The sequence below is a fragment of the Kitasatospora sp. NPDC057965 genome (assembly GCF_042887135.1).
Lineage (GTDB): Bacteria > Actinomycetota > Actinomycetes > Streptomycetales > Streptomycetaceae > Kitasatospora.
Map to the genome: position 1 here is coordinate 1 of NZ_JBHVPZ010000013.1, position 25866 is coordinate 25866.

At 74.9% G+C, this 25866-nt stretch carries 22 protein-coding genes; 9 read left to right on the plus strand and 13 right to left on the minus strand.

Translation table 11 applies throughout. From position 1 onward, the window contains the following. Nucleotides 1-63: 63 nt before the first annotated feature. The gene (locus tag ACFVVU_RS18285) at nt 64-1716 is read right to left on the minus strand and encodes a cytochrome bc complex cytochrome b subunit (protein ID WP_380689839.1); all 1653 of its coding nucleotides are present in this window, start codon (nt 1714-1716) and stop codon (nt 64-66) included. Nucleotides 1717-2089: 373 nt separating this feature from the next. Here ACFVVU_RS18285 and ACFVVU_RS18290 point away from each other — a divergent pair, with 373 nt between their 5' ends. Together ACFVVU_RS18290 and ACFVVU_RS18295 are read left to right on the plus strand one after the other, a co-directional pair. Beyond that, the gene (locus ACFVVU_RS18290; protein WP_387790890.1) at nt 2090-2434 is read left to right on the plus strand and encodes a hypothetical protein; all 345 of its coding nucleotides are present in this window, start codon (nt 2090-2092) and stop codon (nt 2432-2434) included. A gap of 91 nt (nt 2435-2525) precedes the next feature. Next, nucleotides 2526-2873, plus strand: a complete 348-nt coding sequence (locus tag ACFVVU_RS18295) for an ArsR/SmtB family transcription factor (protein WP_387790892.1) — start codon at nt 2526-2528, stop codon at nt 2871-2873. A gap of 40 nt (nt 2874-2913) precedes the next feature. On the opposite strand, the gene ACFVVU_RS18300 is transcribed toward ACFVVU_RS18295, so the two are convergent. Further along, entirely contained in the window at nt 2914-6858 is a 3945-nt protein-coding gene (locus ACFVVU_RS18300) for an amino acid adenylation domain-containing protein (protein ID WP_387790894.1), read from the minus strand. 521 nt (nt 6859-7379) lie between these two features. Between ACFVVU_RS18300 and ACFVVU_RS18305 the strand changes: the two genes are divergently transcribed. Continuing rightward, nucleotides 7380-7613 (plus strand): hypothetical protein, encoded by a 234-nt coding sequence (locus tag ACFVVU_RS18305; RefSeq protein ID WP_355361372.1) that lies wholly within the window; start codon nt 7380-7382, stop codon nt 7611-7613. Between the two features lie 44 nt (nt 7614-7657). Here ACFVVU_RS18305 and ACFVVU_RS18310 read toward each other — a convergent pair whose 3' ends face one another. After that, on the minus strand, nt 7658-8962 hold the full coding sequence (locus ACFVVU_RS18310) for an MFS transporter (RefSeq protein ID WP_387790897.1): 1305 nt from the start codon (nt 8960-8962) through the stop codon (nt 7658-7660). Between the two features lie 148 nt (nt 8963-9110). On the opposite strand from ACFVVU_RS18310, the gene ACFVVU_RS18315 reads away from it, so the two are divergent. Both ACFVVU_RS18315 and ACFVVU_RS18320 read left to right on the plus strand, forming a co-directional pair. Next, complete coding sequence (locus ACFVVU_RS18315; RefSeq protein WP_387790899.1) at nt 9111-9845, plus strand: TetR/AcrR family transcriptional regulator C-terminal domain-containing protein; 735 nt, start codon at nt 9111-9113, stop codon at nt 9843-9845. Between the two features lie 11 nt (nt 9846-9856). Next, nucleotides 9857-10369 carry an isochorismatase family protein gene (locus tag ACFVVU_RS18320; RefSeq protein WP_380682679.1) on the plus strand — a complete coding sequence of 171 codons (513 nt, stop codon included), beginning with the start codon at nt 9857-9859 and terminating at the stop codon, nt 10367-10369. Here the strand turns inward: ACFVVU_RS18320 and murQ are convergent. Beyond that, nucleotides 10356-11276, minus strand: a complete 921-nt coding sequence (murQ, locus tag ACFVVU_RS18325) for an N-acetylmuramic acid 6-phosphate etherase (RefSeq protein ID WP_387790900.1) — start codon at nt 11274-11276, stop codon at nt 10356-10358. The genes ACFVVU_RS18320 and murQ overlap by 14 nt on opposite strands. A 72-nt stretch (nt 11277-11348) precedes the next feature. Between murQ and ACFVVU_RS18330 the strand changes: the two genes are divergently transcribed. Next, nucleotides 11349-11987, plus strand: coding sequence for an endonuclease (locus tag ACFVVU_RS18330; RefSeq protein WP_387790902.1), 639 nt, complete (start codon nt 11349-11351; stop codon nt 11985-11987). A gap of 578 nt (nt 11988-12565) precedes the next feature. Here ACFVVU_RS18330 and ACFVVU_RS18335 read toward each other — a convergent pair. Both ACFVVU_RS18335 and ACFVVU_RS18340 read right to left on the minus strand, forming a co-directional pair. Further along, entirely contained in the window at nt 12566-14146 is a 1581-nt protein-coding gene (locus ACFVVU_RS18335) for a hypothetical protein (RefSeq protein ID WP_387790904.1), read from the minus strand. Between the two features lie 20 nt (nt 14147-14166). Further along, a complete protein-coding gene (locus ACFVVU_RS18340; RefSeq protein WP_387790906.1) occupies nt 14167-14850 on the minus strand; it encodes a DUF6445 family protein in 684 nt (227 codons plus the stop codon). A gap of 142 nt (nt 14851-14992) precedes the next feature. On the opposite strand from ACFVVU_RS18340, the gene ACFVVU_RS18345 reads away from it, so the two are divergent. After that, nucleotides 14993-15535, plus strand: a complete 543-nt coding sequence (locus ACFVVU_RS18345; RefSeq protein ID WP_387790908.1) for a PaaI family thioesterase — start codon at nt 14993-14995, stop codon at nt 15533-15535. A 150-nt stretch (nt 15536-15685) separates the two neighbouring features. Here ACFVVU_RS18345 and ACFVVU_RS18350 read toward each other — a convergent pair whose 3' ends face one another. Further along, a complete protein-coding gene (locus ACFVVU_RS18350; RefSeq protein ID WP_380682673.1) occupies nt 15686-16693 on the minus strand; it encodes a YdcF family protein in 1008 nt (335 codons plus the stop codon). Beyond that, the gene (locus ACFVVU_RS18355; protein WP_387791110.1) at nt 16690-18000 is read right to left on the minus strand and encodes an MFS transporter; all 1311 of its coding nucleotides are present in this window, start codon (nt 17998-18000) and stop codon (nt 16690-16692) included. Before ACFVVU_RS18355 ends, ACFVVU_RS18350 begins: the two co-directional genes overlap by 4 nt. Before the next feature lie 94 nt (nt 18001-18094). On the opposite strand from ACFVVU_RS18355, the gene ACFVVU_RS18360 reads away from it, so the two are divergent. Then, on the plus strand, nt 18095-18682 hold the full coding sequence (locus ACFVVU_RS18360) for a MarR family winged helix-turn-helix transcriptional regulator (RefSeq protein WP_380682672.1): 588 nt from the start codon (nt 18095-18097) through the stop codon (nt 18680-18682). A 51-nt stretch (nt 18683-18733) separates the two neighbouring features. Here the strand turns inward: ACFVVU_RS18360 and ACFVVU_RS18365 are convergent, their stop codons facing one another. The 3 genes from ACFVVU_RS18365 to ACFVVU_RS18375 form a co-directional block, all read right to left on the minus strand. Beyond that, entirely contained in the window at nt 18734-20287 is a 1554-nt protein-coding gene (locus ACFVVU_RS18365; RefSeq protein ID WP_387790910.1) for an esterase/lipase family protein, read from the minus strand. 130 nt (nt 20288-20417) lie between these two features. Continuing rightward, nucleotides 20418-21395, minus strand: a complete 978-nt coding sequence (gene pip / locus ACFVVU_RS18370; protein WP_380682670.1) for a prolyl aminopeptidase — start codon at nt 21393-21395, stop codon at nt 20418-20420. Nucleotides 21396-21555: 160 nt separating this feature from the next. Next, the gene (locus ACFVVU_RS18375) at nt 21556-22239 is read right to left on the minus strand and encodes a TetR/AcrR family transcriptional regulator C-terminal domain-containing protein (protein ID WP_380682669.1); all 684 of its coding nucleotides are present in this window, start codon (nt 22237-22239) and stop codon (nt 21556-21558) included. A gap of 151 nt (nt 22240-22390) precedes the next feature. On the opposite strand from ACFVVU_RS18375, the gene ACFVVU_RS18380 reads away from it, so the two are divergent. Continuing rightward, on the plus strand, nt 22391-24013 hold the full coding sequence (locus ACFVVU_RS18380) for an MFS transporter (protein ID WP_387790912.1): 1623 nt from the start codon (nt 22391-22393) through the stop codon (nt 24011-24013). Between the two features lie 41 nt (nt 24014-24054). On the opposite strand, the gene ACFVVU_RS18385 is transcribed toward ACFVVU_RS18380, so the two are convergent. Then, a complete protein-coding gene (locus ACFVVU_RS18385) occupies nt 24055-24879 on the minus strand; it encodes a lysophospholipid acyltransferase family protein (protein ID WP_387790913.1) in 825 nt (274 codons plus the stop codon). Next, on the minus strand, nt 24876-25769 hold the full coding sequence (locus ACFVVU_RS18390; RefSeq protein WP_387790914.1) for a GNAT family N-acetyltransferase: 894 nt from the start codon (nt 25767-25769) through the stop codon (nt 24876-24878). Before ACFVVU_RS18390 ends, ACFVVU_RS18385 begins: the two co-directional genes overlap by 4 nt. Nucleotides 25770-25866: the final 97 nt, after the last annotated feature.

The following is a 25866-nucleotide window of genomic DNA, read 5'->3' on the forward strand; positions in this document are numbered from 1 at the left end:
GCACGGGCCCGCCGCACACCCCTCGGGTGCGCGGCGGGCCCGTGCGCGGCCGGTGCGCGGGTCTCAGTGGTGGCCGTGGCCGCTGCTGATCTTCTCGTGCTCCTCGGCGGTCGGCTTGGCGATCTGGGCGCCCTCGCCGTAGAAGCCGCGGGAGAGCTTGGCCCGGGCGCGCTTCCAGATGGACACCTTGCGGGCCACCCCGTTCTCGTCCACCGCCGGCGGCAGCACGACCGGCTGCGGCTGGTCGTGCGAGGTGAGCGTGTAGAGCCGGTCCTGCGGCAGCGGCGCGTGCACCTCGACGAACTCGCCGTGCTGCAGCCGCTGGATGACGCCGGTCTCGCGCCCGTGCAGCACCTTCTCCCGGTCCCGCCGCTGCAGGCCCAGGCACCAGCGCTTGGTGATCACGAAGACGATCACCGGACCGACGAAGAAGCCGATCCGGGCCGCGTTGGTGATGGCGTTGATGGACAGGTGGAAGTGGGTGGCGAGCAGGTCGTTGCCGCCGGCGGCGAGCAGGATCAGGTAGAGGGCGATCCAGGCGGCGCCGAAGGCGGTGCGCACCGGCGCGTTGCGGGGCCGGTCGGCGATGTGGTGCTCGCGCCTGTCCCCGGTGATCCATCCCTCCAGGAACGGGTAGGCCCAGATCGCCACCAGGATCAGCGGGAAGATCATCAGCGGGACGAACACGCCCATGACGAGCGTGTGGCCCCAGAGGCCGATCTCCCAGCCCGGCATGATCCGGATCAGGCCTTCCGAGAAGCCCATGTACCAGTCCGGCTGGGCGTCGGTGGACACCTGGTCCGGCCGGTACGGGCCGTACGCCCAGATCGGGTTGACGGTGGCGATCGCGGCCATCGCCGAGACCACGCCGAACACCAGGAAGAAGAAGCCGCCCGCCTTGGCCATGTAGACCGGCATCAGCGGCATGCCGACCACGTTCTCGTTGGTCCGGCCGGGCCCGGCGAACTGGGTGTGCTTGTGGTAGAAGACCAGGATCAGGTGGGCCACCAGCAGGCCCAGCATGATGCCCGGGATCAGCAGGACGTGCACGGTGAAGAGCCGCGGAATGATGATGGAGCCCGGGAACTGGCCTCCGAACATGAACATCTCGATGTAGCTTCCGACGATCGGCACGGCGAGGACCGCGCCCTCCATGAACCGGATGCCGGTGCCGGAGAGCAGGTCGTCGGGCAGCGAGTAGCCCATGAAGCCGTCGAACATGCCGAGGATCAGCAGGCCCGCGCCGAACAGCCAGTTGATCTCGCGGGGCTTGCGGAACGCGCCGGTGAAGAAGACCCGGAACATGTGCGTGAACATGGCGGCCACGAAGACGATCGCGGACCAGTGGTGGATCTGGCGGATCAGCAGGCCGCCGCGGATCTCGAAGCTGATGCCCAGCGTCGAGGCGTAGGCCTCCGACATCCGGATGCCCTTGAGCGGCACGTAGCTGCCGTCGTAGACGACCTCGCCCATGGACGGGACGAAGAAGAGGGTCAGCCAGACGCCGGTCAGGATGATGATGAGGAAGGTGTAGAGGCAGATCTCGCCCAGCATGAAGGACCAGTGGTCCGGGAAGATCTTGCGCAGGTTGGACTTGGACAGGGCGTAGATGCCGAGCCGTCCGTCGGTCCAGTCGGCGAGGGCCTCGACCTTGTTAGCGGGCTCCGCGCGGGTACTGGTGGCCGGCTCCGGGCCCGGCTTGCGGTCGGCTCTCACGACGGGCTCCCCGGCGTCCGCCGCGGCACGTCCTGGACGCCCGGCCGCGAAACGGCCGGCCGATGGAGTGATGTGATCATCGGACCTCTCGATACGGGGGTGCCGGGCAGGCCGGCGCGCGGATCCGGCGACCCGCCGCCCCGTTGCTCAAAGTGATGGAGCGCTTACTCTGTCATGCTGTCGGGAGCACGCCGACTGTGCACGTCCATCGGCCCGTCCGGCCGCTCGTGTCGGCCCGTCCGGGGGGTGCGGCGCACCGGTTCGGCCCCGCCGCGGCCCCGATGCTGCGCTCGGGTGCTGTTGGCGGCACGGTGAAGCGTTTCGGCGCGCGCCGCGCCCGGGGAGGGTGTGGGGCCGGGCCTACGCTGCGCCAATGGTGGAACACGCGGAACTCTTCGAGGACGTGACGGCCGACCTGGCCAGGGCCGGCTTCGACACCGGGCGCGGGCCCTCGGGCCTGCGGATCGACCGGGAGTCGCAGGGGGTGGTGATCGGCTGGCCGTCCGTGGACGGCGCGGCCGGCGACCGGCCGCCCGCCGAGGGCATCCGGGCGGCGGTCACCGGTGCCGTCGCCGCGGTGCTGCGCGAGTCCGGCTACCGGGTCGCGCAGGCGGGCCCCGACGGACTGGTCGTCACCGACGGCCCCGCCCGGGCCGCGGCCGCGGCGGAGGGGGCCGAGCGCGAGCCGGCCGCCGTCCCCGAGCAGTGGTGGGGCTGACGCCGGGGCGGCGGGCCGTCGGATTGCCGCTGCTCCCGGCCACGTGCAACCATGAGGTTGCAACCGCTGGTGACGGCCGAGGAGCAGCCCCATGAACGACACCGCGACGGTGGACCGCGGCCCCGGCGACGCGGCGGTCGACGGCGTGCTCGGCGCCCTCGCCGACCCGACCCGCCGCCGGCTGCTCGATCTGCTCGCCGCCCAGGGCGAGGCCACCGCGACCACCCTCGCCGGGCGGCTGCCGGTCTCCCGGCAGGCCGTGGTCAAGCACCTGGCGGTGCTGGACGCCGCCGGCCTGGTCGCCGGGCAGCGGGCCGGGCGCGAGGTGCGCTACACCGTGCGCCCGGCCGCCCTGGACTCCGCGGCGCGCTGGCTGGCCGGCCTCGCGGCCGACTGGAACCGGCGGCCGGCCCGGGGCCCGGCCGCCGGCAGCCGGTAGCCGGGCCCCGGGCGGCTCGGGCGGTGACGGCCGGTCGGGTTCAGCCGTGCGTCGCGGCGGCGAGCGCCGCGGCCAGCTCCGCCACCCCGGGCTCCCGCAGCACGCCGTAGTGGTCGCCGGCCAGCCGCACCGTGTGCGGCGCGGCCGGTCGGCCGGCGCCGCCCCCGATGCCGTCCGCGCGATCGTCGCCGCCGGCGCCCTCGATGCCCTCGATGAACGAGTAGTCGTCACCGGTGGCCTTGAAGACGGTCACCGGGGCCGACAGCCGCCGCTCGGCCAGCTCCCGGAAGCTGTACTCGAACTCGTACGTCTCGCCGACGATCCGGGCGATCCGGCGGATCAGCTCCTCGTCGAGGTCGGGCAGCAGCCCGTGCACGAAGCCGGCGAAGCCGTCCTCGTCGCGCACCCCGGCCAGGCACCGCGCCAGCTCCGGTCCGCCGATCGATCCCGCGAACACCGAGTACAGGATCGTCAGGTACGCCGGGTTGCGGTAGGAGGACTCGCGCCCGTACCGCTCCCCGTCGGTCCGCCGCAGCTCCGGGTTGCCCGGGCAGATCAGCATGACGTCGGCCACCCGCTCCCCGGCCCGCTCCAGCTGCCAGGCCGTCTCGAAGGCCACCCGGGCGCCGAACGAGTACCCCCACAGGGTGTACGGGCCGTGCGGCCGGATCCGCCGGATCTCCGCCAGGTCGGCGGCGGCCGTCTCCCGGATCGTCGGGTACGGCGTCTCCCCGGGGTTGATCCCGTACGACTGCACCCCGAAGAACGGCCGGCCCGAGCGCCCGGCGAGCGGGCGCAGGTTCATCGGGTAGCCGCCCAGCCCCGGCCAGCAGAACACCGGCTCCCCGGCGCCGTCGCGGGCCAGCGGCACCAGCCGGGACACCGGCCCGCCGCCTGACCCGCGGGCGGTTCGGGCCGTGTCGATCCGCGCCGCCAGGTCCGCCAGCCTCGGGCACTCGAACAGCACCTGAAGCGGCAGTCGGGTGCCGAACTCCCGGTTCACCCGGTTGACCAGCGCCACCGCGATCAGCGAGTTGCCGCCCGCCGCGAAGAACTCGTCCGCCGTCGAGACGGCCTCGTACTTCAGCGCGGCCGCCCACACCGTGGCCAGCCGGCGCTCCGTCGGCGTCGACGGTGCCGTGAACGGCGCGCCCGTCCCCGCGTCGCGGACCTGCTCGGCGGCGGCCAGCGCCTTGGCGTCCACCTTGCCGTTGGCGGTCAGCGGCAGCCGGTCCAGCACCAGCACCCGGTTGGGGATCATGTAGTCCGGCAGCACCGCCGCCAGCTCGTCCCTGATCAGCTCCGCCGGGCCCTTCATGTGCACGGCGTCCTCCTGCATGCCCTCGCTGCGGACCTGCTCCTCGCTCACCCGGCCGCCGAGGAAGAAGTACGACGGCCCGGCCGGGATCCCGCAGCCGGTCAGGACGGTCTCGATCCGCCGGGCGGACGGCAGCGGGTGGCCGCTGCGCGAGCTGTAGCCCGAGGACATGAAGCCGAAGCCGAGACCGTTGCGCTGCAGGTGGTGCAGCCGGGCACCGAGGCCGATGTACTCCAGCCACGGCTCGGTGGCCCGGCTGACCGCTGTGATGCCGAAGCCCGCCCGCCGGTACACCTGCTGGTTGATCGCGATGACGTGCCGGGACTCCACGATCTCGTCCGAGACCCGGACCAGCTCGCCGCCCTCGTGCCGGTACAGGCCCGCCGGCAGGCCCTCGACCCCGCCCGGATGGGCCTGGACGAACAGCTCGGTGTCCTCCCGGCGCGGCCGCCCGTCGTCCGCGGCGACGGTGAAGCTGCCCAGGTAGAAGTCCTCCTCGGCGACGTCCAGCCGCCGCTGGACGGCCGGCTCGTGGCCCAGCGGACGCACCGCCAGTCCGTACTCCGGCAGCACCTCCTCCAGCACGCCCAGCATGTGGCCGGTCTCGAACTCCAGCACCTCCCGGATGTTGTTGCGGTACACCGGCTCGATCGCGCCGCGGCGGCCCAGGAAGTGCACCGCCAGCGGCGGCCCCGCGGGGTCGGCCTCGCCGACCCGGACCAGGGTGTGCTCCACCGGGTGGTGGTAGTACACGCCCGCCGGCGCGCCGTGCGAGCCGTCCGTCTCCAGGTACAGCTGGGTGGCGTACAGCGCCCCCGGGGAGGCGTAGGCGTACTTCGGCAGCAGCCGCTCCTCGCTGTGGAACTGTCCGAACCACCGCAGCACCGGGCCCAGTTCGGCGAGCGTGACGGGGGCCTCCCGGGGCGCGGCGGGCACCGCGGGCGGGGCCGGGTGCGGGGCGGCCAGCAGCGTCAGCAGGTCGTCCGCGGTCACCGGGCCGCCCTCGAAGAAGCGGTAGGTCTTGCGGGCGAAGGTCTCCCGCCGCTGCCGCCCGGTCTCCCGGCGCCCCGGCAGCTCCACCACCGGCCGCCCGGCCAGCTCGGCCGGGGTGCGCACGCCCGGATTGGACAGCTGCGCCCGCACCTGGAGCCGGCTCGCCTTGGACTGGTGGTGGCCGCCGTGGTTGCCCTGGTCCATCAGGGCGGCCTCCTTGGGATTCAGCTCCACGCAGGCGACCAGGTTCCGGTGCCCGGTCCGCGCGTCGTCGGTGACCACGGCCGCCGCCCGCCGCACCCAGGTGTGCTCCTCGATCGCGAGCGCGATCTCGTCCAGCTCCACCCGGTAGCCGCGCAGCTTGACCTGGTTGTCCACCCGGCCGGCGCACTGCAGGGTGCCGTCCGGGTTCCACTGGGCCAGGTCGCCGGTGCGGTACAGCCGCTCGCCCGGCAGGTGCGGCGAGGCGACGAACCGCTCGGCCGTCAGATCCGGCCGGTTGAGGTAGCCCCGGGCCAGCTGGACGCCGCCGATGTACAGCTCGCCGGCGGCCCCGACCTCCACCGGCGCCAGCTCCCCGTCCAGCACGAAGCAGCGGGTGCGGTCCACCGGCACGCCGATCGGCACCGAACCGCCCGGGTCGCCGAGCGCTTCGGGGTCGACCCGGTGGGCGGTCGCGTTGATGGTGCACTCGGTCGGGCCGTAGAGGTTGACCAGCGCCGCACCCGGCAGCGCGGCCGTCAGCGCCCGCGCCAGGCGCACCGACAGCGGCTCGCCGCCCGAGTACAGCCCGCGCAGGCCGGTGCAGTCCGCCAGCCGCTCGGTGTCCAGCAGCGCCTGCAGCAGGGTGGGCACGCACTGGAGGGTGGTCACCCCGTGCGCGAGCACGGTGTCGATCAGCGCCTCCGGATCCCGGTAGACACCCGGCGCGCCCATCACCACCCGGGCCCCGGCGGCGGGCGCCAGGATCTCCCACTGCGCCGCGTCGAAGCTCATCGGCGTCTTCTGCAGCACGGTGGCGGCCGGGCCGAGGTGTCCGGCGTCGGCCAGCCAGCGCAGCTGGGACACGATGCTGCGGTGCTCGATCATCACGCCCTTGGGGCGGCCGGTGCTGCCGGAGGTGTGGATGACGTAGGCGAGGGACTCCGGCTCCGGGGCGGCGGGACCCTGGCTCTGGTGCGGGATCGGGGACGCGCCGGGGTGCTCCGCGTCCTCGGGGGCGTCGGCCGGGGTGACGATCCGGGTGCCCGGCGGGACCAGCTCGGCCAGCCGGGTCCGGAGGTGCTCCTGGGCGACGATCACCTTGGTCCCGCTGGACTCGATCATCCAGCGCACCCGCTCCTGCGGGTACTCGGGCGAGAGCGGCAGATAGGCGGCACCCGCGTGGAGGATGCCCCAGGCCCCGGTCATCAGCTCCAGGGACGGTTCGGTGTACAGGCCGACGCAGTCGTCGGCGGTCACGCCCAGCCGGTGCAGCCGGGCGGCGAGGGCGTCGGCGGCCGCGCGGAGCTCGCCGAAGGTGAGCCGGCCGGCCTCGTCGGTCGCGGCGGTGGCGTCGGTCACGGCGATGGCGTCGGGCCGGGCGGCGGCCTGGGCACGGAGCAGGTCGGGCAGGCAGAGGGAGTGGCGGGCGGCGTCGAGCAGGACGGCGGACGGGACGGACTCTGCGGTCATGAGGGGGTTCCCTGAGGTCGGGGCCGGTACGGCCGCCCGGTGCGCCGACCGGGCGTGACTCCCAAGGTCGGCCGCCCGGTGTCCCGTCCGCCTGGGGCGAGGGCCGCCTTCCGGTCCGGGTTTCCGCCCGGGCCGGAAGGCGTCCGGGTCCCGGGTGTCCCGGGCAGGTCCCGGTCGGCCGCGCTCGCGGTCCCGCCCCGGGTCAGGTGCCGGCCGGGTGGCCACCGCCGTCGGGTGCGGGAGGAAGGCGGTCACGGCGGGCGGGGCCGAGCGGCCGCGCAGGGTGGCGGTGCGCACGAGGCGCCCGGGCGATCGACGCGGACTTTCCGGTGCGGCCGCCCGCCGCGGGGGTGCCGCCCCGGCAGATCGGTCGGACCTGGGGTTCCGGGGGGAAGTGACGTTGGTCCCTGCCGCCCGCCCCGTCGGGTTCCGCACGCTGGAATGCGGGTCCGCCGGTTCACGAAGACCGGCGGGCCCACCAGCAGACCCGGTAGCCGAACGAGTGAGGACCCACGCCGCCCATGCCCGTCGAGACGATCGTGCACCGTCTGGTCGATGCCTTCTTCACCCACTGCCGGGAGTGCGGCGAGCCCCGCGACGTCGAGTGCCACCACGCCCACTGGCGGCTCTACCTGGATCTCGACCTGGAGACCCTGCGCCGGATCCGCGCCTGGGCGCTCGACCCGGCCAGCCGGGCCGGCACCGAGACCGAGCGCACCGTGCTGCTGCACTGGCTGGAGACCCAGGAGGTCTGACCGCCTTCGGCGGCTCCCTCGGTGCCGCGGACGGCCTTGAGCGCTCAGGTCGGGTCCGGCGCCGTTGCCCGTTCCGCGCGGACCTCGGCGACGTGCGGGTCGGTGCGATCGTCGTACCGCCACAGCGCCGGCAGCGCGGCGGCCAGCACCCCGCCGCTCACCAGGCAGGCCAGGCCGCCGGTGCGCAGCGCGGCCCGGATGCCGTAGCGGGCGGCCAGTCCGCCGGCCCGGAGGTCGCCGAGGGCCGGCCCGGCGGCGCTGATCAGCAGCTCCAGCCCGGCCGCGCGCCCGCGCAGCCCGTCCGGGATGGACCGGTTCCAGATCGCGCCCCGGAAGGTGTCGCCCACCCAGTGCGCGGCTCCGGCGACGGCCAGGCAGAGCAGTACCGGCCACAGGCCGGAGCCGAGCGCGGCCGCCGCCGTCGCCGCGCCGACCGCCGCGCAGGACAGCAGGACGAACCGCCCGTGCCGGTGCACCCGCCCGGTCCAGCCGCTGGTGGCGGCGGCCAGCAGCCCGCCCGCCGCCGAGGCCGAGTAGAGCAGGCCGAGTGCCCAGCGCGCGTCCAGCTCGTCGGCGAGGAAGGGGAAGAGCGCGGTCGGCAGGGCGAAGGCGGTGGCCGCGAGGTCGGCCAGGTAGGTGCCGACCAGGTCCGGCCGCCGGGCCACGTGGCGGGCGCCCTCGGTGAGCTCGCGCAGCGCCGGGGCCCGCTCCTCCAGGGCCGGGCGCAGCGGGCGGAGCCGGGTGAGCAGCGCGATCGAGAGAAGGAAGGTGGCCAGGTCGACGAGGTAGGCGGTGCGCACCCCGGCGGTGGCGATCACCACCCCCGCGGCGGCGGGCGCGACCAGCCCGACCACGGTCCACCGCAGGGAGAGCAGGGCGCCGGCCGCGAGCAGCTGGTCGTGCGGTACCAGCCGGGGGACCATCGCCTCCAGCGAGGGCTGCTGGACCCCCTGGAGCGCGGCGGCGCAGCCCGCCGCCGCGTAGAGCGGCCAGATCATCGGCTCGTCGGTCAGCGCGTTGAGAAGCAGCAGCGCGCAGAGCACGGCGAGCGCGATCTCCGTGGTCAGGGCCACCGTCCGGCGGTCGAGCCGGTCGGCGAGCACCCCGCCGTACAGGCCGAGCAGGACCGTCGGCACCAGCTCCACCGCGCCGACGGCGCCCACCGCGAGCGGCGAGCCGGTGGCGTCGGCGATCTGCAGCGGGATCGCGGTGAGGGTGAACACCGAGCCCAGCATGGTGACGGCGCCGGACGTCCAGACCAGGCGGAAGTCCGCGGAGGACCGCCAGGGCGCGGTGTTCGGCAGGAGCCGGGACCACGGGCGGCCCGGGCCCGTTCCGGTGGTCGTCATGAGTGTGTGGGTCCCTTCCGGGGAGACGCGAAGGCGCGGGGACGGTTCCTTATCGCTGATAAAGTCCGAGCCGGAACTTAGCAGCGATAAAGTGAGCTGCCAAGGCAATAGCCGGGGGCCGGCCCGGGCGGCGGAAGGGCGGTACACGATGGCGCTGACACGGGACGCGGTGGTGCGCACCGCCCTGCGGCTGCTCGACGAGGTCGGCATCGACGGACTCACCACCCGTCGGCTGGCCCGCGAGCTCGGCGTGCAGTCCCCGGCCCTGTACTGGCACGTCAAGAACAAGCGGCAGCTGCTCGACCTGATGGCGGAGGCCATGCTGGCCGAGGCCCTGCCGCCGGACCGCGAACCCGACCCCGCGCTCTGGCCGGACTGGCTCGCCGCCGACGCCCGGGCCAAGCGCGCCGCGCTGCTCGCCCACCGCGACGGCGCCCGGGTGCACGCCGGCACCCTGCCCACGGCCGAGGAACTTCCCGCCGTCGAAGCGCAGTTGGGCGCACTGTGCGAGGCGGGCCTGCGTCCGCGCACCGCGCTGCGGCTGCTGCTGACCATCGACCGCTACGTCATGGGCTGGGTCACCGAGGAGCAGGCCTGGCGGCAGGACGCCGAACAGCGGGACGGCTCGCCTTTCCCGGACGAGGCGCTGCGCGAGCTTCCGCTGCTGCGCGAGGCCGCCGACGTGCTGCGCATGACGGACCACGACGCCGACTTCGAGTACGGGCTGCGGGTGCTGATCGAGGGCTTCCGGACCGAGATCGCCCGCGAGGCCGCGGGTGCCGCGGGTGCCGCGGGTGCCGCGGGTGTCGCGGAGGCCGGGGAGGCCGGGGAGGCTGGGGAGGTCGGGCCTGGGGACGATTCGCCGGCCGATCCGATCCGCTAACTTGACCGTCCATGCGAACTCTCGACCCTGCCCGCACCGCCCTCGTCCTGGTCGACCTCATGGAGCGGATCGCCGCCCTGCCGCTCGCCCCTCGCCCCGGCAGTGAGGTGGTCGCCACGGCGCTCGACCTCGCGACGGCGTTCCGGGCCGCCGGCGCGCCGGTGATCGCGATCCGCGTCGAGCGCCCCGGCGTCGCCGAGCAGCCACCCGGGAGCGACCTGCTGCCCGAGGTCGCCGCCCTCGCCGACGAGGTCGTCGTCAAGCGCACCATCGGCGGATTCCACCGCACCGACCTGCACGAGCTGCTCCAGGCGCGCGGCGTCGACACCCTGGTGTTCGGCGGCATCGCCACCAACCTCGGCGTCGAGTCCACCGCCCGGTCGGCCGCCGACCACGGCTACGCGGCGGTGTTCGTCGAGCAGGCCATGACGGCCCTGACCGAGGAGGAGCACCGGGCGTCCGTCGCCCTCTCGCTGCCCCGCTTCGGCGAGGTGGTCGACCGGAGCGGCCTCAGCCTCGGCTGACGCCGCCCCGGGCCAGCTCCAGCGCCTCGCGCAGCCGGCCGTCCGCCGAGGTGAGCAGCCGGGCGGCGGCCGGGGCGTCCACCCCCGCGAGGACGACCAGCACGGCGTCCTTCACCTCGCCGCCGGTGGCCGCCAGCGCCCGTCGCGCCGTCTCCTCGTCCGCGCCGGTGATCTCGGTGACGATCCGCCGTGCCCGGTCGCGCAGCTTGGCGTTGCCGGCCCGGACGTCGACCATCAGATTTCCGTACGTCTTGCCGAGCCGGACCATCACCGCCGTGGAGAGCAGGTTCAGCACCAGCTTCTGCGCCGTGCCCGCCTTGAGCCGGGTCGAACCCGCCACCACCTCCGGCCCCGTCACCACCTCGATGCCCAGCTCGGCGGCTGCGACCAGCGGCGATCCGGAGCTCCCCGCCAGTCCGACGGCCAGCGCCCCGGCGGCGCGGGCGTAACGCACCGCCGCCACCGTGTACGGGGTGCGACCGGAGGCGGAGAGGCCCAGCACGGTGTCCTCGGCGGTCAGCGCCAGCGCCGCCAGGTCGGCGGTCGCCAGCTCCGGACGGTCCTCCGCGCCCTCCACGGCGCGCACCAGCGCCCGCGCGCCGCCCGCGATCAAGCCCACCACCTGGCCCGGGGCGGTGTTGAAGGTCGGCGGGCACTCGCCGGCGTCCATCACCCCGAGCCGCCCCGCCGTGCCGGCGCCCGCGTAGACCAGTCGCCCGCCCCGGGCCATCCGCTCCGCGACCGCGTCCACCACGACGGCGATCCGCGGCAGCTGTCCGGCCACCGCCCCGGCGACCGTACCGTCCTCGGCGTTCAGCAGCCGCAGCAGCTCCAGGGTCCCCAGCCGGTCGAGGCCGGCCCACTCCGGCCGCACCACCTCGGTGGTCGGGCGGTCGGTGTCGTCCATACCGTCTCCCTCCCCGCGCATGACGGCCGCCAACCGGGGCAGGCGCCGCACGGGCGGGGAAAGGAGACCGCGATGGGCCACGAGGAGACGGTCGCCGCCCTGCTGACACGCTTCGGCCGCACCTACGCCGACGAGGCGGGCATCAGGCTCCGCGACACACCGTCGCCGCTCTACCGGCTGCTGGTCCTCACCACGCTCAGCTCGGTGCGGATCGGCGCCTCCCTCGCGGTCGCGGCGGCGCGGGAACTCTCCGCGGCCGGCCTGCGCACCCCGAAGGCGATGGCCGCCTCCCGCTGGCAGGACCGGGTCGACGCTCTCGGCCGCGCCCACTACGTCCGCTACGACGAGAGCACCGCCACCGCCCTCGGCCGCGGCGCCGAGCTGCTCCTCGACCGCTGGCGCGGCGACCTCCGCCGCCTGCGCGACGAGGCCGACGGCGACCCGGACCGCATCGCCGAACTGCTCCGCGAGTTCCCCCGGATCGGCCCGGTCGGCGCGAGCATCTTCTGCCGCGAGGCCCAGGCCGTCTGGCCCACCCTGCGGCCCTCCTTCGACGCCCGCACCCTCCGCGCCGCCGCCGACCTCGGCCTGCCCCACACCCCCGCCACCCTCGCCGCCCTGGCCCCGCCGCACGACCTCGCCCCCCTCGCCGCCGCCCTCACCCGCCTCAGCCTGAGCCACCCCCGCCCGCACGAACTCCTGGCGGCCTGAGGCTCCGCCTTGCCCACGCCGGCCCGCCCTCCGCCGGACGGGTGCGGCCCGGCCGGTGGGCGTCGTGCCTCCACCGTCGATCTGGCGTCTGGACCGCGGGCGTCACCGGGTGGGCCCGTCGGCCGGCGTGATCGTCGACGGGACGGCGTGTTCAGGTGGCGAGGTCGGTAGGGCGGACAGCGAGGTTCCGGGGGGGCGGAGCCGGAGTGGGAGACGGCTTCGTCGTTTCAGGGTGGGAAGCGCGATCCCGCGTTCCAACAGGGCATGTGGGAGTTCGCCGCAGCCTCCTTCCAGCTGGTGGCGGGATCGAGGCCGTCGCTGGAGGCGCTCGCGGCGCGGTTGCGGCTGCCCGTCGAGCGGGGGTGGGAAGGCCTCGGGTCCGTGGACGTCGCCATGGTCCGCACCGAGCAGGTGGACTTCGCCCTGAGCCGGTTGGAGGGAGCGCCTGCCCCGCACACGCAGGTCCGGGTGAGCCGTTCGACCGACGACGTGGAAGCGGCGCTGGACATCCTGCTCCGCGCGCTCGGTGTCGACCGCGGGCCGCTTGCGTTCCGGGGCAGCGTGGGCGCAGCTCGGGATCAGGGTGTGAGCTGGGTGAGGAGGGCGCGGGCGAGGGGGGTGGGGAGGGCGGGGTTGGCAGCGGCGACTTCGGCGATGTGGGGGACCGGGTCGGCGATCAGTTCGGTGAGGAGGGTGGGCGGTAGGGAGGGGTTGGCGGCGGCGATCGGGCGGGCCTGTCGGTCCTCCAGGCAGGCGGTCAGGGCGGGCAGCGGCGCTGCGGGGTGGGAGGCGATGGCGCGCAGGGCCGTCCGGACGGGCGGGCGGTGGTGGGCCAGGTCGGTGAGCAGGGCCGGTGAGGCGTCCGGGTTGGTGGCCATCCGGGCGGCGACGCGGACGCCGTGCCGGGTGAGCATGGCGCGCAGCAGTGGCTCGGGCAGACCGGGGTGCGGGGCGATCGCCTTCAGGACCTTGGCGTCGGGGTCGGCGGCGAGGGCGTCGCGAATGGCGGGCGGCAGGTCGCGGCGCTCGGCGACCAGCATCCGGACGGCCGGTTCCGGGGAGGCGGCCAGCTGTGCGACCTCGGTGGGGGAGGCGGCCGCGATCCTGGGCAGCAGGGTGGCGTGGGCGTGGCCTCGGGCGGCCAGTCGGGTGAGTACGTCGAGCGGTAGCCGTGGGTGGTCGGCCAGTGATCGGGCGACGTCGCTGCTCTCGTCCTCGGCCAGGATGCGGATCACGTCCTCGTCGATCGCGGGGTTCTCGGCGAGCGCGCTGCGGACCCACCGCACCGGGTCGGTGGCGAGCCGGCGGTAGACCTCCGGCGGCAGGTCGGTGCGGGCCGCCAGCTCGGCGCGCGGCGCCGCCGCGGGGTGGCCGGCGAACCGGGCGGCGGTGGCGGGGGGCGTCGCGGGGTGGGCGAGGGCGTTGGCGGTGATGTGGTGCCGGCCGGTCTCGTGCTCGCCGGAGCAGACGGTGCCGGGCAGCGCCGGGCAGTCGGGGAACTCGCAGTCCTGGCCGTGCTCGTAGGGCACGGTGTGCCGCTCGCAGACCGGGCAGGCACCGGCCGGTGGCAGCGCTTCGCCGGTCGGCAGCGTGCCTCCGGTCAGCAGGGCGTCGCCGGTGAGCAGGGCGTGCACGACATCCGGCGGTGTCCGGTCGTTGGCGGCCACCGCGCGGCGGACGGTGGTGTGCGGGTGGTGGGCGAGGGCCGCCGCGAGATCGGGTGGTGCGGCGAGGGCGAGTTCCGCGACGACCTCGGGATCCCGGTCCTCGGCGAGGCGTCGTACGACGTCGTCCGGCAGGTCGGGGCAGGCGGCGAGCCGGCCGCGCAGCCAGGGGTCGGGGTCGGCTGCGAGCCGTCGTGCCAGGTCCGGCCGGCCCTCGCCGCGCTCCAGCAGGGTGAGCGCTGACTCGGGCCGGCTCGCGTCGTCGACGTCGGCGAAGAGCGCGCGCACCTGGGACGGGGTGAGGTCGTCCCGGTCGGTGAGCTCGGCGGCGAGGTCGTCGGCGAGAGTCCGGTCGGGGGCGGTCGCGGCGAGGGTGATCAGCCGGTCGACCAGGTCGGCGGACAGGGCGGGGTTGGCGGCGAGGCCGCACAGGACGCGGTCGGGGTGGAGCACGACGTGGATCACCCCGGCATCCTGCCAGGTCCACAGTGGCACGCGTGTGCGCCTGTGCTGGGTCAGGCCATCCAGAAGAAGACCGCCGTCATCCGCCGGTCCTGCAGGGACAGACCGTGGTAGGCGGTGGCGCTGTGGATGAGGTTGGCGTGGTAGACGAGCAGCCGGTTGAAGCGGTTGGGGACGCGGACGTCCTCGGTGAAGGCGTCGGCGGGGACCCGGCGGGTGCCGAGGGCCTCGACCAGGTTGTTGTGCGGGGCGGTGACCAGGTTGCCGCCGAGCCGGCCGCCGGGGAACCGCTGGCGGTAGAAGCCGGTGCCGGCGCCCTTGGGGGCGCCGGGGGTCAGGTAGAGGACGGCCGCGTAGCGGCAGAGGGCGCGGGAGTCGGTGTGCGGGCGCGGCTCCGATTCGGCGGCGCCGACGAGCTGGACGCAGTTGTGGTTCAGGGTGCCGCCGCCGGGGGCGCTCTGCACCCAGAGCCGCGGCGCCCCGGTGGCCTTGCGGACCAGTGCCTCGACGCGGGCCAGCTCGTCCGCTTCGAGGCCGGGCATGGTCCGCAGGCCGGGCCAGGTCTCCGGGCGGTAGGGGTAGCCCTCGGCCCAGTCGTTGCGTTCCAGGCAGCGGCGTCGGACGGCGTCCGGGTCGGGCAGGACGTCGTCGAACACCCAGTAGTCGCGGCCGGGGGTGGGCTTGCGGTAGGGCAGGACGGGGAGGGGCGCCGTCCGTCCGGCGGGCAGTGGAGGCATGGGCCGACCATAGGATTCGTCGCCCCCAACGTTCTGCCGTGAGCAGGTCAACCTTTCGTCAAGGTCGCCATGGCCATGACCGGTCGTGGCTGTGGGCGGGGTCACGCTTGAGTGCGCGGCGGGGGACGGGAAGGGTGGTGCCATGACCACCTTCGAGATCGATCCGGCCGACCCGGCGGCCGCCGGGGCGCCGCGCACCCGCACGCATCACTGGCAGGCCGGTCCGCCCATCTCCGCGTTCCCGCACCTCACCGGGGAGGAGATCCTCCAGGAGATCATCGCCGGCCGGATCCCGCAGCCGCCGATCGGGAGCACCATGGGATTCCGGCTGGTGGAGGCCGGTCCCGGGACGGCCGTCTTCGACGGTGAACTCGGCGACCACCTCTTCAATCCGATGAACACCGTCCACGGTGGGTACCTGGCCACCCTGCTGGACTCGGCGCTCGGCTGCGCCGTGCTGAGCCGGCTGCCGGCCGGCGTCGGCTACACCACCACCCAGCTGAACGTGCACATGGTGCGGCCGTTGTTCGCGGACTCGGGCCAGGTGCGCTGCGAGGGGGTCGCCCTGCACGTCGGCCGGACGATCGCCACCGCGGAGGCGCGGATCATCGGCTGCGAGGACGGCCGGCTCTTCGCGCACGCGACCACCACCTGTGCCGTCCTGGCCCCGCGCCGGGCCGGCTGACGGACCCGAAACGGGCCCAGGGCTCCGGGCCCCCGGCGGTTCGCCCGCGCGCACCGGCGCGGTTGCCGACCGCCGGGGCCTGTCGGCCGTGACGGGGCGGGTGACGGGTGGCGGCCGACGGGCGGAGCCGTCACCGCGCCCCGGACGTCACTACGCCCCGAGGGCCGCGGCGGCCAGCCCGCAGACGGCGACGAAGCCGCAGATTCCGAGGTTGATCACCTTGTGGGAGAGGAAGACGGCGGCGAACTCGCGGATGGTCGCGCTCGGCCAGTAGTACCGGGCGGTGGGCGAGCCGCAGACCTGGCCGGTGACACCGGTCTTGCGGGCCGTCAGGGCGGCACGGAAGGCGTGGAAGTTGTTGGTGACGACGACGGCGCGGTAGTCGGCCTTGGCCTGCTCCATGATCACCTTGCTGAACAGCAGGTTCTCCTCGGTGGTGCGCGAGCGGTCCTCGCGCTCCAACCGCTCGGCCGGGAAGCCGCGATCGGTCAGGTAGTTCGCCATCGCGTGGGACTCCGGCAGCTTCTCGTCCGGACCCTGGCCGCCCGAGGTGATCAGCACCGGTGGATTGCCGCGCGCGGCCTGCTTCTCGTAGAGCTCGCGGCCGCGTTCGAGCCGGCTGGCGAGCAGCGGCGGCACCCGTTCGCCGCCGATCAGCCCGGAGCCCAGCACCACGACGAAGTCGACGTCGCCGCGCGGCCGGTGGAGCTGGTAGAGGAAGGCGTAGCCGACGAAGCAGACGAACAGGAAGGAGACGTAGCCGACCACCAGCAGCGCGGTCGCGGCGAGGATGCCGATGCTCGGGGACTTGGTGAGCAGCGCCGCGATGAACAGCCCGATCAGGCCCAGGATGCCGAGTCCGGCGAGCAGGGACAGCAGGTTCGCCGGCCGCCGCCCCTCCTTGCGGATCATCGTCAGCCCGTTGGAGAGCAGGAACCAGACCAGGGCGATGGTGCCGACGGTCGGGAGCAGCGCGATCAGGGCGACCGCCAGCTCGGCGACCAGGCTGGGCGCCTTGCGCAACTCGGCGATCAGCGCGAGGGCGAGCAGCGAGACCGCGATGCCGAGCAGAACGGCGTTGCTGAACCGGCGGCGGTCGCGAAGGACTCCGATCCCGCACAGGAGGAAGAACAAGGCCGCTGGGGCATAGGCGATCATGCCCGTATCGTAGGGTCCGGCCGGGCGGCGCCGGCTCGCGCCTCCTGCTCCGCGGGACACCCGCAGGCAGTATCCGCCTCGACCTCCTCTCCTGCGCTGTCCCGGTCCGCTTCCACCGGCCGACCGACCCGGCGGACGCCGGGAACGGCCGCGGTGCCGGCGCAGGCGAGCGCGACCAGGACGGCGGTGACCAGCAGTGGTCCGGTGCTGCCCCAGGCGTCCGCGGCCAGCGGTGCGAGCGCGTACCCGAGCGGGGCGGCGGCGAGCGACAGCAGCCAGTCGTAGGACGTCACCCGGGCCAGTACCTGCGGCGGGAACTCCTGCTGAACCACCGTCTGCCACACCGGGCTGAGGAAGCCCAGCCCCGTCATCGCCAGTGCGTACGCGGCCACCGTGACCGGGGCCGGCGCCGCCAGAGCGAGGGCGGCCAGCGGCAGGGCGTACAGCGCCAGGCCCAGGTTGGCGACCAGCACCGGCCGCCGTGGCCGGTACCGGCCGGCGAGCAGCGAGCCGACCAGCACGCCGCCCGCGGCGGCCTGGGTCATGGCGATCCAGACGCCGTCCCCGCCCAGCTGCCGGGTGGCGATCAGCGGGCCGAGGGTGAGCAGCACGGCGGCGGCGCCGTTCCACACGCCGTGGCCGATCAGGCTCGTCCAGTACCAGTCGCGCGAGCGCACCTCGCTCCACCCGCGCACCAGGTCGGTCCGCAGCGAGCGGCGCTCGCCGGGGGTGTGCCGCACCCGCAGCCGTGTCAGCAGCGCCGCGCTGACCAGGAAGGAGGCGCCGTCCAGCAGGAACGCCCAGCCGGCGCCGGCCGTCCAGATCAGCAGCCCGGCAAGTGCCGGGCCGCCGAGCCGGGCGGCGTTCGCGGCCGAGGCGAGCAGCGCGTTGGCCCGCATCCGCTGCGGCCCCGCCACGGTGGCGGCCACCAGCGGCGTGGCCGTCGGTATGGCGAACGCGGAGGCGATCCCGCCGATCGCCTCGGCGGCCGCGATCGGCGCCAGCCGGGGCTGGTCGGCGAGGAGTTCGAGGCCGACGGCCAGCTGGGCGGCGGCCCGGACCAGGTCGGTGACGAGCGCGACCAGCCGGGGGTTGACCCGGTCCCCGACCACGCCGCCCAGCGGGAGCAGCAGCAGACGCGGGACCATCGCGCAGCCGAGCACGAGGGCGAGCGCGCCGGAGGAGCCGGTCGCCCGGGTGACGGCGATGGCCAGGGCGGCGGGCACGACGGCGTCGCCCAGGGTGGAGATCGTCCGACCGAGGAAGAGCAGCCGGAAGTCCGGCAGGCGCAGCGGGTGCTGAAGCAGGGTCACGGGAGGAACTGTATTTCGTTGCCGAAGTTTCGGCAACGAAATATCGGCGGCCCGAAAGCCGTAGATCACGGCCGCCTAGACTCGGGGCATGACACGCGCGACCCACCGGACGGCGGCCGAGCGGCCCCGCGACTGGACCGACGGCCACGTCGAACGCTGGCGGCCGGTGCTGCCGCACCTCGACCCGGACGTCGAGGGCGCCGTCACCCGGATGAGCAAGCTCACCCGCCACCTCGGCCGGGTCCGCGAGCAGGGCGTGGCCGACTACGGCCTGCAGAAGCACGAGTTCGACACCTTGCACGGGCTGGCCGGCCGCGGCGGCCGGGCCACCCCCTCCGACCTGCGCGCCGACCTCAACCTGGCGCCGGCCTCGGTGACCGGCCGTCTGGAGGCGCTGGAGCGGCGCGGATTCGTCGTCCGCACCCCCTCCAGCGACGACCGCCGCCGGGTCGACGTCGAACTCACCGAGGCGGGCCGGCTGGCCTGGCGGCAGGCGCTGGACGTGGTCGGCCACGAGGAGCAGCGCCTGCTCGGCGTCCTCACCCCGGTCGAACGGCGTCAGCTCTCCGACCTGCTGCGCCGCGTCCTGCTGGCCGCCGAGGAGCCGGTGCCGGATGCCCCGGCCGACCACCCGCGGTCGCGGACCGACCGCGGGGAGACCGGCTGGCACGGCTGATCCGGCGCGGACGCGTCGGTGCGCCCGGGACCGTCCCGGGACGGTGGGCCGTCAGTTCCAGGGCCCGACCGTGAGGCGGATCCGGGCGTCCGGTCCGAGGATCGGCCGGGTGGTGGCCGGCAGCGGCACATGGGCGAGCCAGGAGCCGTCACCCTGCGGGGTCTCGTCGGGCAGCGGGTCGCCGGTCGGGCTCAGGTCCCGGATCGCCCCGGGCACCTCGGAGTTCCAGTGCGCCCAGGCCGCCGGCCGCGAACCGCCCGCGGCCACGTCGACGATCAGGGTGTCCGAGAAGTCGGCGGTCTGCTCCAGGTGGTCGCCGAAGCCGAAGAGCCCGTGCGTCTCGCGCAGCGAGAGCAGGTTCAGGTCGATCACGAACCGCATCGCGCCCGAGCCCTGCGAGCGGAGCCCGCTGGAGAGGAAGGTGGTCGCCAGCGGGACGGCGCCGTCCCCGGCGGTGGCGGCCCGTGCGCGCAGGCTCGCCTCGGTCGGGTCGGACAGCTGGATCGGGCACCAGTGCGGCGCGGTCCGTTCGTGCATCAGCACCGGCAGCCCGCGCGCCGTGACCCGCACCTCCGCCTGCCAGGTGACCTCCGCGTCCCCGGGCAGCCGGACGTCCACGAGGTCGGTGTCGGCGCGCACGTCTCCGAACAGGAAGCGGCGCAGGTTCTGGTAGCCCTCCTCGGAGTTGACCAGCCCGTAGGCGCCGCTGTGGCTGCGGTAGGCGAACGCCCGGTGGGCGCCGGTGACCTGGGCGTTCTCGATCTGTACCAGCCCGTCGCTGCGCGGGCCGACGGCCTCGGCCGAGATGCCGTGGCCGACGTCGTAGTCCCGGGCGTCGGTGCCGACCATGCAGAACACCCGGTCGAGCGGGAAGCGGCCGGCGGCGTCCGCGGCCGAACCGCTGCCGTCGTCGTCGCCGATGTCCACCGCGCGCCAGCCGTCCGGCGGCCCGTCCGGGTCCGGGGCCGGCGTCAGGTACTGGTACATCCGGTCCGGGCCGAAGATGTCGGCGCCGTTGATGTCGAACATGTCGCGCAGCGCCTCCGGGACCCCGAAGCCGACGGCGAAGGTGATGCCGCCGTGCGGCGTTCCGTAGGTGAACAGCTTCGCGACGTAGTCGGTGGCGCGTTCGTTGCGCTCGGCCGGGATGATCTTCTGCAGCAGGCAGCGGCAGATCAGCCCGCCCATCGAGTGGGCGACCAGGTTCACCCGGCGCGCACCGGTCCGCTCCCGTACGTGGTCGATCAGCCGCAGTAGGTCACGGGCGGCCGTCTCCAGGTCGAACGACTGTGCCTGGCTGCCCCAACTGCCGGAGCAGAGGTCGTAGAAGCGGTGGATCCAGATGCTCTCGGGGGGAGGTTCCTCCTCCTTCTCCGGCCGCGGTCCGCCCTCGACGACGATGTGGTAGCCCTCGTCGAGGTGCAGCCGCAGTAACGGACTTTCGAACTGGTAGAGAACGGGGTTGTCCTGGCGGCCGACGCGGATGTGCGTCGAGCCCTGGTTGAATCCGTAGAACGGATCCGTGACGGCCTTCTCGATCCCGGGGGTGCCTCCGGCGTATCCCCGGACGTAGATGATCGGGAGCCCGGCGGACGGCGTGCTCATGGCCGGCCTGCCCTCTCCGCGGCCGGTACCGGCCGGCACCGGCCGACCCGTTGACAAGGGAGCTTCTCCTCCCAGTGTCGGCGGCCGGCACCGGCCTGTCACCCCCCTGCTTCGGACCGTTGATGACCCGTCACTGAACGTGTGGGGGCCGTTGGTCCGCGAATCGCTCCATCGCGGCCAGGACGGCCTCGCGGGTGGCGGGGGAGCCGGTGTGCCCGGCGTTCTGGATCACCGTCAGCTCGGCGTCCGGCCAGGCCTTGGCGAGCGCCCAGGCGGTGTCCAGCGGACTGTCGAGGTCGAGGGCGCCGTGGATCAGCACGCCCGGGATGCCGGCCAGCCGGTGCGCGTCGCGCAGCAGTTGGCCGGGCTCCAGGAAGGCCCGGCGGGAGAAGTAGTGCGCGGTGATCCGCACGAAGGCCGTCAGCGCCTCGGAGGGGCGGTTCGTGTAGGCGTTGGGGGAGCCCTGGGTCTCGTGGGAGATGACCGCGTCCTCCCAGGTCGCCCAGGCGAGGGTGGCCGCGCGGCGCACGGACTCGTCCGGGTCGTTGAGCAGCCGGTCGTACGCGGCGAGCAGGTCGCCGTCGCGGTCCTCGGGCGGCAGCGCGTCGCGGAAGGCCTCCCAGGGGCCCGGGAACAGCCGCCCGACGCCCCGGTAGAGCCAGTCGATCTCCTCCGGCCGGGTCATGGTGACGGCGCTGATGACGATCTCCGACACCCGTTCGGGGTGCGCCTGCGCGTAGGCGAGGATCAGCGTGGAGCCCCAGGAGCCGCCGAACATCAGCCACCGCTCGATGCCCAGGTGTTCGCGCAGCCGCTCCAGGTCGGCGACGAGGTGCGCGGTGGTGTTGTGCTCCAGGCCGGTCGCCGGGTCGGCGGCGTGCGGCTCGCTGCGGCCGCAGTTGCGCTGGGAGAACAGCACCAGCCGGTAGCGCTCCGGGTCGAAGTACCGCCGGTTCCCGGTGTTCAGCCCGGAGCCCGGTCCGCCGTGCACCACGACGGCGGGCTTGCCGCCCGGGTTGCCGGACACCTCCCAGTGGATCCGCTGGCCGTCGCCGACGTCCAGCAGGCCCTCCGCGTAGGGCTCGCCGACAGGGTGTAACGCGGTCATGCGGGTGCCTCCTCGCCGGGACGGATCGTGCGCGTCCGCGAGACTAGCGTTCTGACGGACGGTGGTCGAACGATTTCGGACGGCACCCGCCCGCGCGGCACCCGCCCGCGCGGCCGGCACCCGCGCGAGGCGGACGGCGTCGAGGGCCGCGCGCTGACGGTCAGCGGCGCTCGGCCGGGAGCAGCGCCGCCAGCCCGTCGAGGATGCGTTCGAGGCCGAAGGCGAACCGGGCGTCGAGGTTCGGCCCGGTGAGCTCGTCGGCCATCGCGACCAGCCGGGGGAACTCGTCGGCCGGCAGCGCCCGGAACCGCTCGGCGGCGGCGTCGGCGACCGCGCGCCGGCCGGTGCCGGTGGTCTCGGCCGCCGCCATCGGGGACTGCTCCTGGAGCACGAAGCCCTGCACGTACGCGCCGAGCAGGTAGGACACCATCGCGGCGTCGGCGGCGGAGAAGCCGGCCCCGCGCAGCCGGTCGAGCTGGTCCTCCATCAGGTGCAGCAGGTTCGGGCCGGGCGCGAGGCGGCCCGCCACCACCTTGGCCGCGTCCCGCCTGCCGAGCAGGTGGGCGCGGTAGCGCTCGCAGTAGCCGCGCAGCTGGACGCGCCAGTCGCCGGTGCGCGGCGGGGCCTCGACGCCGGCCATCAGGGCGTCGTTGAGGAGGTCCAGCAGCTCCTCCTTGTTGCGGACGTGCCAGTACAGCGAGGCGGCCTTGACGCCGACCTCGGCGGCCACCTTGCGCATCGACAGGCCGGCCAGGCCGTCGCGCTCCAGCACCCGCAGCGCGGCCTGCGCGAGCGCCTCGCGGGTGAGTGCGGGCTGGGCGGCGTCCTGCTCGTCGGCCGGCATGGGGTCCTCGCTGTTCGGCGGGTGGGGGGTGATCGCACTTGCAATCTAACACCGTTAGGTGCACGCTGTCCTCCGTCGCCCAGTCCCTAACGTCGTTAGGGACCTCATGGGACCGACCCACTTCACGGGACCGAATCAGGAGGGCCACCCGATGGGGGAGACCGAGGGGATCGCGGCGCCGGGCGCCCGGCGCCGCCGGCTCGCGCTCGCGACGCTCTGCATCACCATGTTCATGTCCATGCTGGACAACGTCATCGTCAACAACGCCCTGCCCCGCATCGGCCGGGACCTCGACGCGGGCATCACCGGCCTCCAGTGGGTGGCCGAGGGCTACAGCCTGGTCTTCGCCGCCCTGCTGCTCACCGGCGGCGCGCTCGGCGACCGCTACGGCCGCACCGCCGTCTTCCGGCTCGGGCTCGCGCTGTTCACGGCCGGCTCGGCCGCCGCCGCGCTCGCCGGAACCGTCGGGACACTGGTCGCCGCGCGGATGCTCCAGGGCATCGGCGCCGCCCTGCTGACCCCGGGCAGCCTCGCGATCCTGCGGCAGGTGTTCACCGACGAGCGCGAGCGCACCAAGGCGATCGGGACGTGGTCCGGCGTGTCGGCGCTCGGCCTCTCGGTCGGCCCGGTGGTCGGCGGCCCGATGGTGGAGGCCTTCGGTTGGGCGAGCGTGTTCTGGATCAACGTGCCGATCGGCGTCGCCGCGTTCGTCCTCTCCGGCCGGGTGCTTCCCGCGATCCCGGGCCGCGCCCGCCGCGTCGACCTCGGGGGCCTCCTGCTGTCCGCGACGGGCCTCGCCGCCGCCGTCCACACCCTCGTCGAGGGCCCCGGGCGCGGCTGGACGGACACCCGGGTGCTCACCACGGCGGTGCTCGCGGTGCTGCTGCTGGCCGCCTTCGTGCTGCTCGAACGGCGGATCGCCGAGCCGATGCTGGACCTGCGGCTGTTCCGCGACGGCGTGCTCGGCGGCGCGCTGCTCGGCGGGTTCATGGTGAGCTTCGGGATGTTCGGCGCGCTGTTCTTCCTGCCGCTCCTGATGCAGGGCGTGCTGGACTGGTCACCGACGGCGGCCGGCCTCGCCGGACTGCCGATGACGGCGATGATCGTCGTCGCGGGCCCCGTCTCGGCCCGGCTGACCGGCCGCCACGGGCCCCGGTTGCCGCTGGTGCTGGGCATCGCCCTGTGCGCGCTGGGCCTGGCCGGCCTGTCGCTGTACGGCGAGCAGGCCCGCTACGCCGAGTACCTCTGGACGCTGTTCGTGCTCGGCCTGGGCATGGGGATGACCTTCACCCCGGTCTCGATCGCCGTCCTCCACCGGGTCGCCCCCGAACGGATGGGGACCGCCTCGGCCACCGTCAACACCCTGCGGGAGCTCGGTGGCGTCCTCGGCATCGCCGTCCTCGGCGCGGTGCTGACCCACCGCCTGACGACCGTGCTGACCGCCTCGCTGGCGGGCCTCGGCCTCTCGTCCGGGACGTTCGGCCGCGCCGCCGACACCCTGGCCACCGCCACCACCGCCCCGGCCGAGCCGCTGCCCGCCCCGGTCCAGTACGCCGTCGAGCACGCCTTCACCGACGGCATCCACCTCGCGCTGCGCTGCGGCGCAGCGGCCCTGGCGGTGGCCGCCGTGCTGGTCGCCCTGCTGCTGCGGGCGGGTCGGCGCCCGTCGGCCGCCGCGGCACCCGGCCCCGTGGAGCACGACCTCCCCGCCGAGGCCGAAGCGGAGGCCGAGGCCCGAGCCGGGACCGGAGCCGGAGCCGGGTCCGCGCCGTAGCGGTCGTGCCCGGCCGTCCGCCCACCGGCCCCGGCGCCCGCTCAGCGGATGCCCTCCACCGCGCACTGGGCGGCGCGGGCCAGGGACTTGCGGGCCTCCCAGCGGCGGGCCGGGTCGCCGGGCGGGGCCGGGATCGCCGGGCGGAAGGCCAGCTCGGCGACCAGGCCCCGGACGGCGACGACCCGGGCCAGCGAGGTGAGCAGACCGTCCTCGCCGACGAAGGCGGGGGCGCTGGTGGGGCGGCCGTCGGCCAGCCGGTAGCGGATCGCCACCGGCTGGACGGGGGCTTCGGCCCGGACGGCGGCCTCGAAGAAGGCCGGGCGGAAGCGGCCGCTCTCCCGGCCGCACCAGGTGGAACCCTCCGGAAAGACGATCATCGGGTGACCGGCCCGCAGCCCGGCGGCCACCTCGGAGACGGTCGTCGGCAGGGAGCGCAGCCGGTCGCGGTCGAGGAAGACGGTGCCGCCCAGGGCGATCAGCGGACCGAGCACCGGCCAGCGCCGCACCTCGGTCTTGGCCAGCGAGCGGCCCGGGCCGGCGGCGGCGATCAGCGGGATGTCCAGCCAGGAGACGTGGTTGGCCACCAGCAGCATCCCGCCCCCGGCGCCCGGGGCCGCCCGCGGTCCGGGCTCGATCCGCACCGCGACCCCCAGCGAGCCGAGCAGGGCGCGCGCCCAGAACCGGGCGAGCCGGTCGCGCGGCCCGCGCGGCAGCGCCCGCGCCGGCACGGTGAGCGCGAGCCCCACCGTGAGCACCGTCAGACAGGCGGCCAGCCGCAGGACCCGGCGGGGGAGGGCGACGGTGGGCGCCGGGTCCGTCAGGCAGGCCTCCGGGGTGCAGGAGGCCGTCGGCAGCCAGACGCTCATGAGACCTGTTCCGGGGCCGGGGCCGGGGCCGGGGCCGGGTTCGAGGCCGGGGCCGCGGTGCCGACGCCGCCGACGCCGGAGAGGAAGTGCCGCAGGTAGCGCGGGTCGGTGCGCTCCAGCGACAGCAGCACGTAGAGGTCGGCGCAGTCGAAGTCCGGGTCGTGCGCGGGCCGGCCGCAGACCCAGGCGCCGAGCCGCAGGTAGCCGCGGAGCAGGGCCGGCAGCGGCGCCTTGGCGGCCCGCTCCACGCCGGTGGCGTCCCACGGGCGGTGCGGGGTCACCCGGTACTGCTCGGGGGCGAGGTGCTTGGCGGCGACGGTGTCCCACACCCGGGCGGCGGTGGCGCCGCCGTCCTCCAGCGGGATCGAGCAGCAGCCGCCCACCCAGGTGTTGCCGGTGTCGGCGAGGTAGCGGGCGATGCCGCCCCACATCAGGTTGATGACCGCGCCGTTGCCGCGGTGCTCGGCGGCGATGCAGGAGCGGCCGAGCTCCACCAGTCCGTCCCGCAGCGGGGCGAGGCCGGAGAGGTCGAACTCGCCGTCGGAGTAGAGCCGACCGGCCCGGCGGGCGGCCTCGGGGCGCAGCAGGCGGTAGGTGCCGACGACCGCGCCGTCCTCGCCCTCGCGGACGAGCAGGTGGTCGCAGAACTCGTCGAACGGGTCGACGTCCAGCCCGGGGACGGTGCTGTGCAGGGTGGCGCCGAGCTCGTCGGCGAAGACCTGGTGGCGCAGCCGCTGGGCGGCCCGGACGTCGGCCTCGTCGCGGGCCAGCGCCACGGTGTAGACGGCCGAGGCGGAGCCGGCGGCGCCTTCCTGGCGCGCGGCGGGCACCGCGTCGGCGGCCCGGCCGGGGGTGACTGCGGGCGGAGCGTACGTGGGGACGGTGGTCATGGCGGACCCTCCAGGGCAGCACGGACGACGGCGGCCACGGGGTTTCCGTGGCACCGGCCCGGCCAGGCCCGTACGGTCGACGGGTCTGCGAACCGGC

Coding starts and splice junctions, on each gene's coding strand:
- ACFVVU_RS18290 (WP_387790890.1), top strand. CDS start 2,090: ATGGTGGAACACGCGGAACTCTTCGAGGACGTGACGGCCGACCTGGCC.
- ACFVVU_RS18295 (WP_387790892.1), top strand. CDS start 2,526: ATGAACGACACCGCGACGGTGGACCGCGGCCCCGGCGACGCGGCGGTC.
- ACFVVU_RS18300 (WP_387790894.1), bottom strand. CDS start 6,858: ATGACCGCAGAGTCCGTCCCGTCCGCCGTCCTGCTCGACGCCGCCCGC.
- ACFVVU_RS18305 (WP_355361372.1), top strand. CDS start 7,380: ATGCCCGTCGAGACGATCGTGCACCGTCTGGTCGATGCCTTCTTCACC.
- ACFVVU_RS18310 (WP_387790897.1), bottom strand. CDS start 8,962: ATGACGACCACCGGAACGGGCCCGGGCCGCCCGTGGTCCCGGCTCCTG.
- ACFVVU_RS18315 (WP_387790899.1), top strand. CDS start 9,111: ATGGCGCTGACACGGGACGCGGTGGTGCGCACCGCCCTGCGGCTGCTC.
- ACFVVU_RS18320 (WP_380682679.1), top strand. CDS start 9,857: ATGCGAACTCTCGACCCTGCCCGCACCGCCCTCGTCCTGGTCGACCTC.
- murQ (WP_387790900.1), bottom strand. CDS start 11,276: ATGGACGACACCGACCGCCCGACCACCGAGGTGGTGCGGCCGGAGTGG.
- ACFVVU_RS18330 (WP_387790902.1), top strand. CDS start 11,349: ATGGGCCACGAGGAGACGGTCGCCGCCCTGCTGACACGCTTCGGCCGC.
- ACFVVU_RS18340 (WP_387790906.1), bottom strand. CDS start 14,850: ATGCCTCCACTGCCCGCCGGACGGACGGCGCCCCTCCCCGTCCTGCCC.
- ACFVVU_RS18345 (WP_387790908.1), top strand. CDS start 14,993: ATGACCACCTTCGAGATCGATCCGGCCGACCCGGCGGCCGCCGGGGCG.
- ACFVVU_RS18350 (WP_380682673.1), bottom strand. CDS start 16,693: ATGATCGCCTATGCCCCAGCGGCCTTGTTCTTCCTCCTGTGCGGGATC.
- ACFVVU_RS18360 (WP_380682672.1), top strand. CDS start 18,095: ATGACACGCGCGACCCACCGGACGGCGGCCGAGCGGCCCCGCGACTGG.
- ACFVVU_RS18365 (WP_387790910.1), bottom strand. CDS start 20,287: ATGAGCACGCCGTCCGCCGGGCTCCCGATCATCTACGTCCGGGGATAC.
- pip (WP_380682670.1), bottom strand. CDS start 21,395: ATGACCGCGTTACACCCTGTCGGCGAGCCCTACGCGGAGGGCCTGCTG.
- ACFVVU_RS18375 (WP_380682669.1), bottom strand. CDS start 22,239: ATGCCGGCCGACGAGCAGGACGCCGCCCAGCCCGCACTCACCCGCGAG.
- ACFVVU_RS18380 (WP_387790912.1), top strand. CDS start 22,391: ATGGGGGAGACCGAGGGGATCGCGGCGCCGGGCGCCCGGCGCCGCCGG.
- ACFVVU_RS18385 (WP_387790913.1), bottom strand. CDS start 24,879: ATGAGCGTCTGGCTGCCGACGGCCTCCTGCACCCCGGAGGCCTGCCTG.
- ACFVVU_RS18390 (WP_387790914.1), bottom strand. CDS start 25,769: ATGACCACCGTCCCCACGTACGCTCCGCCCGCAGTCACCCCCGGCCGG.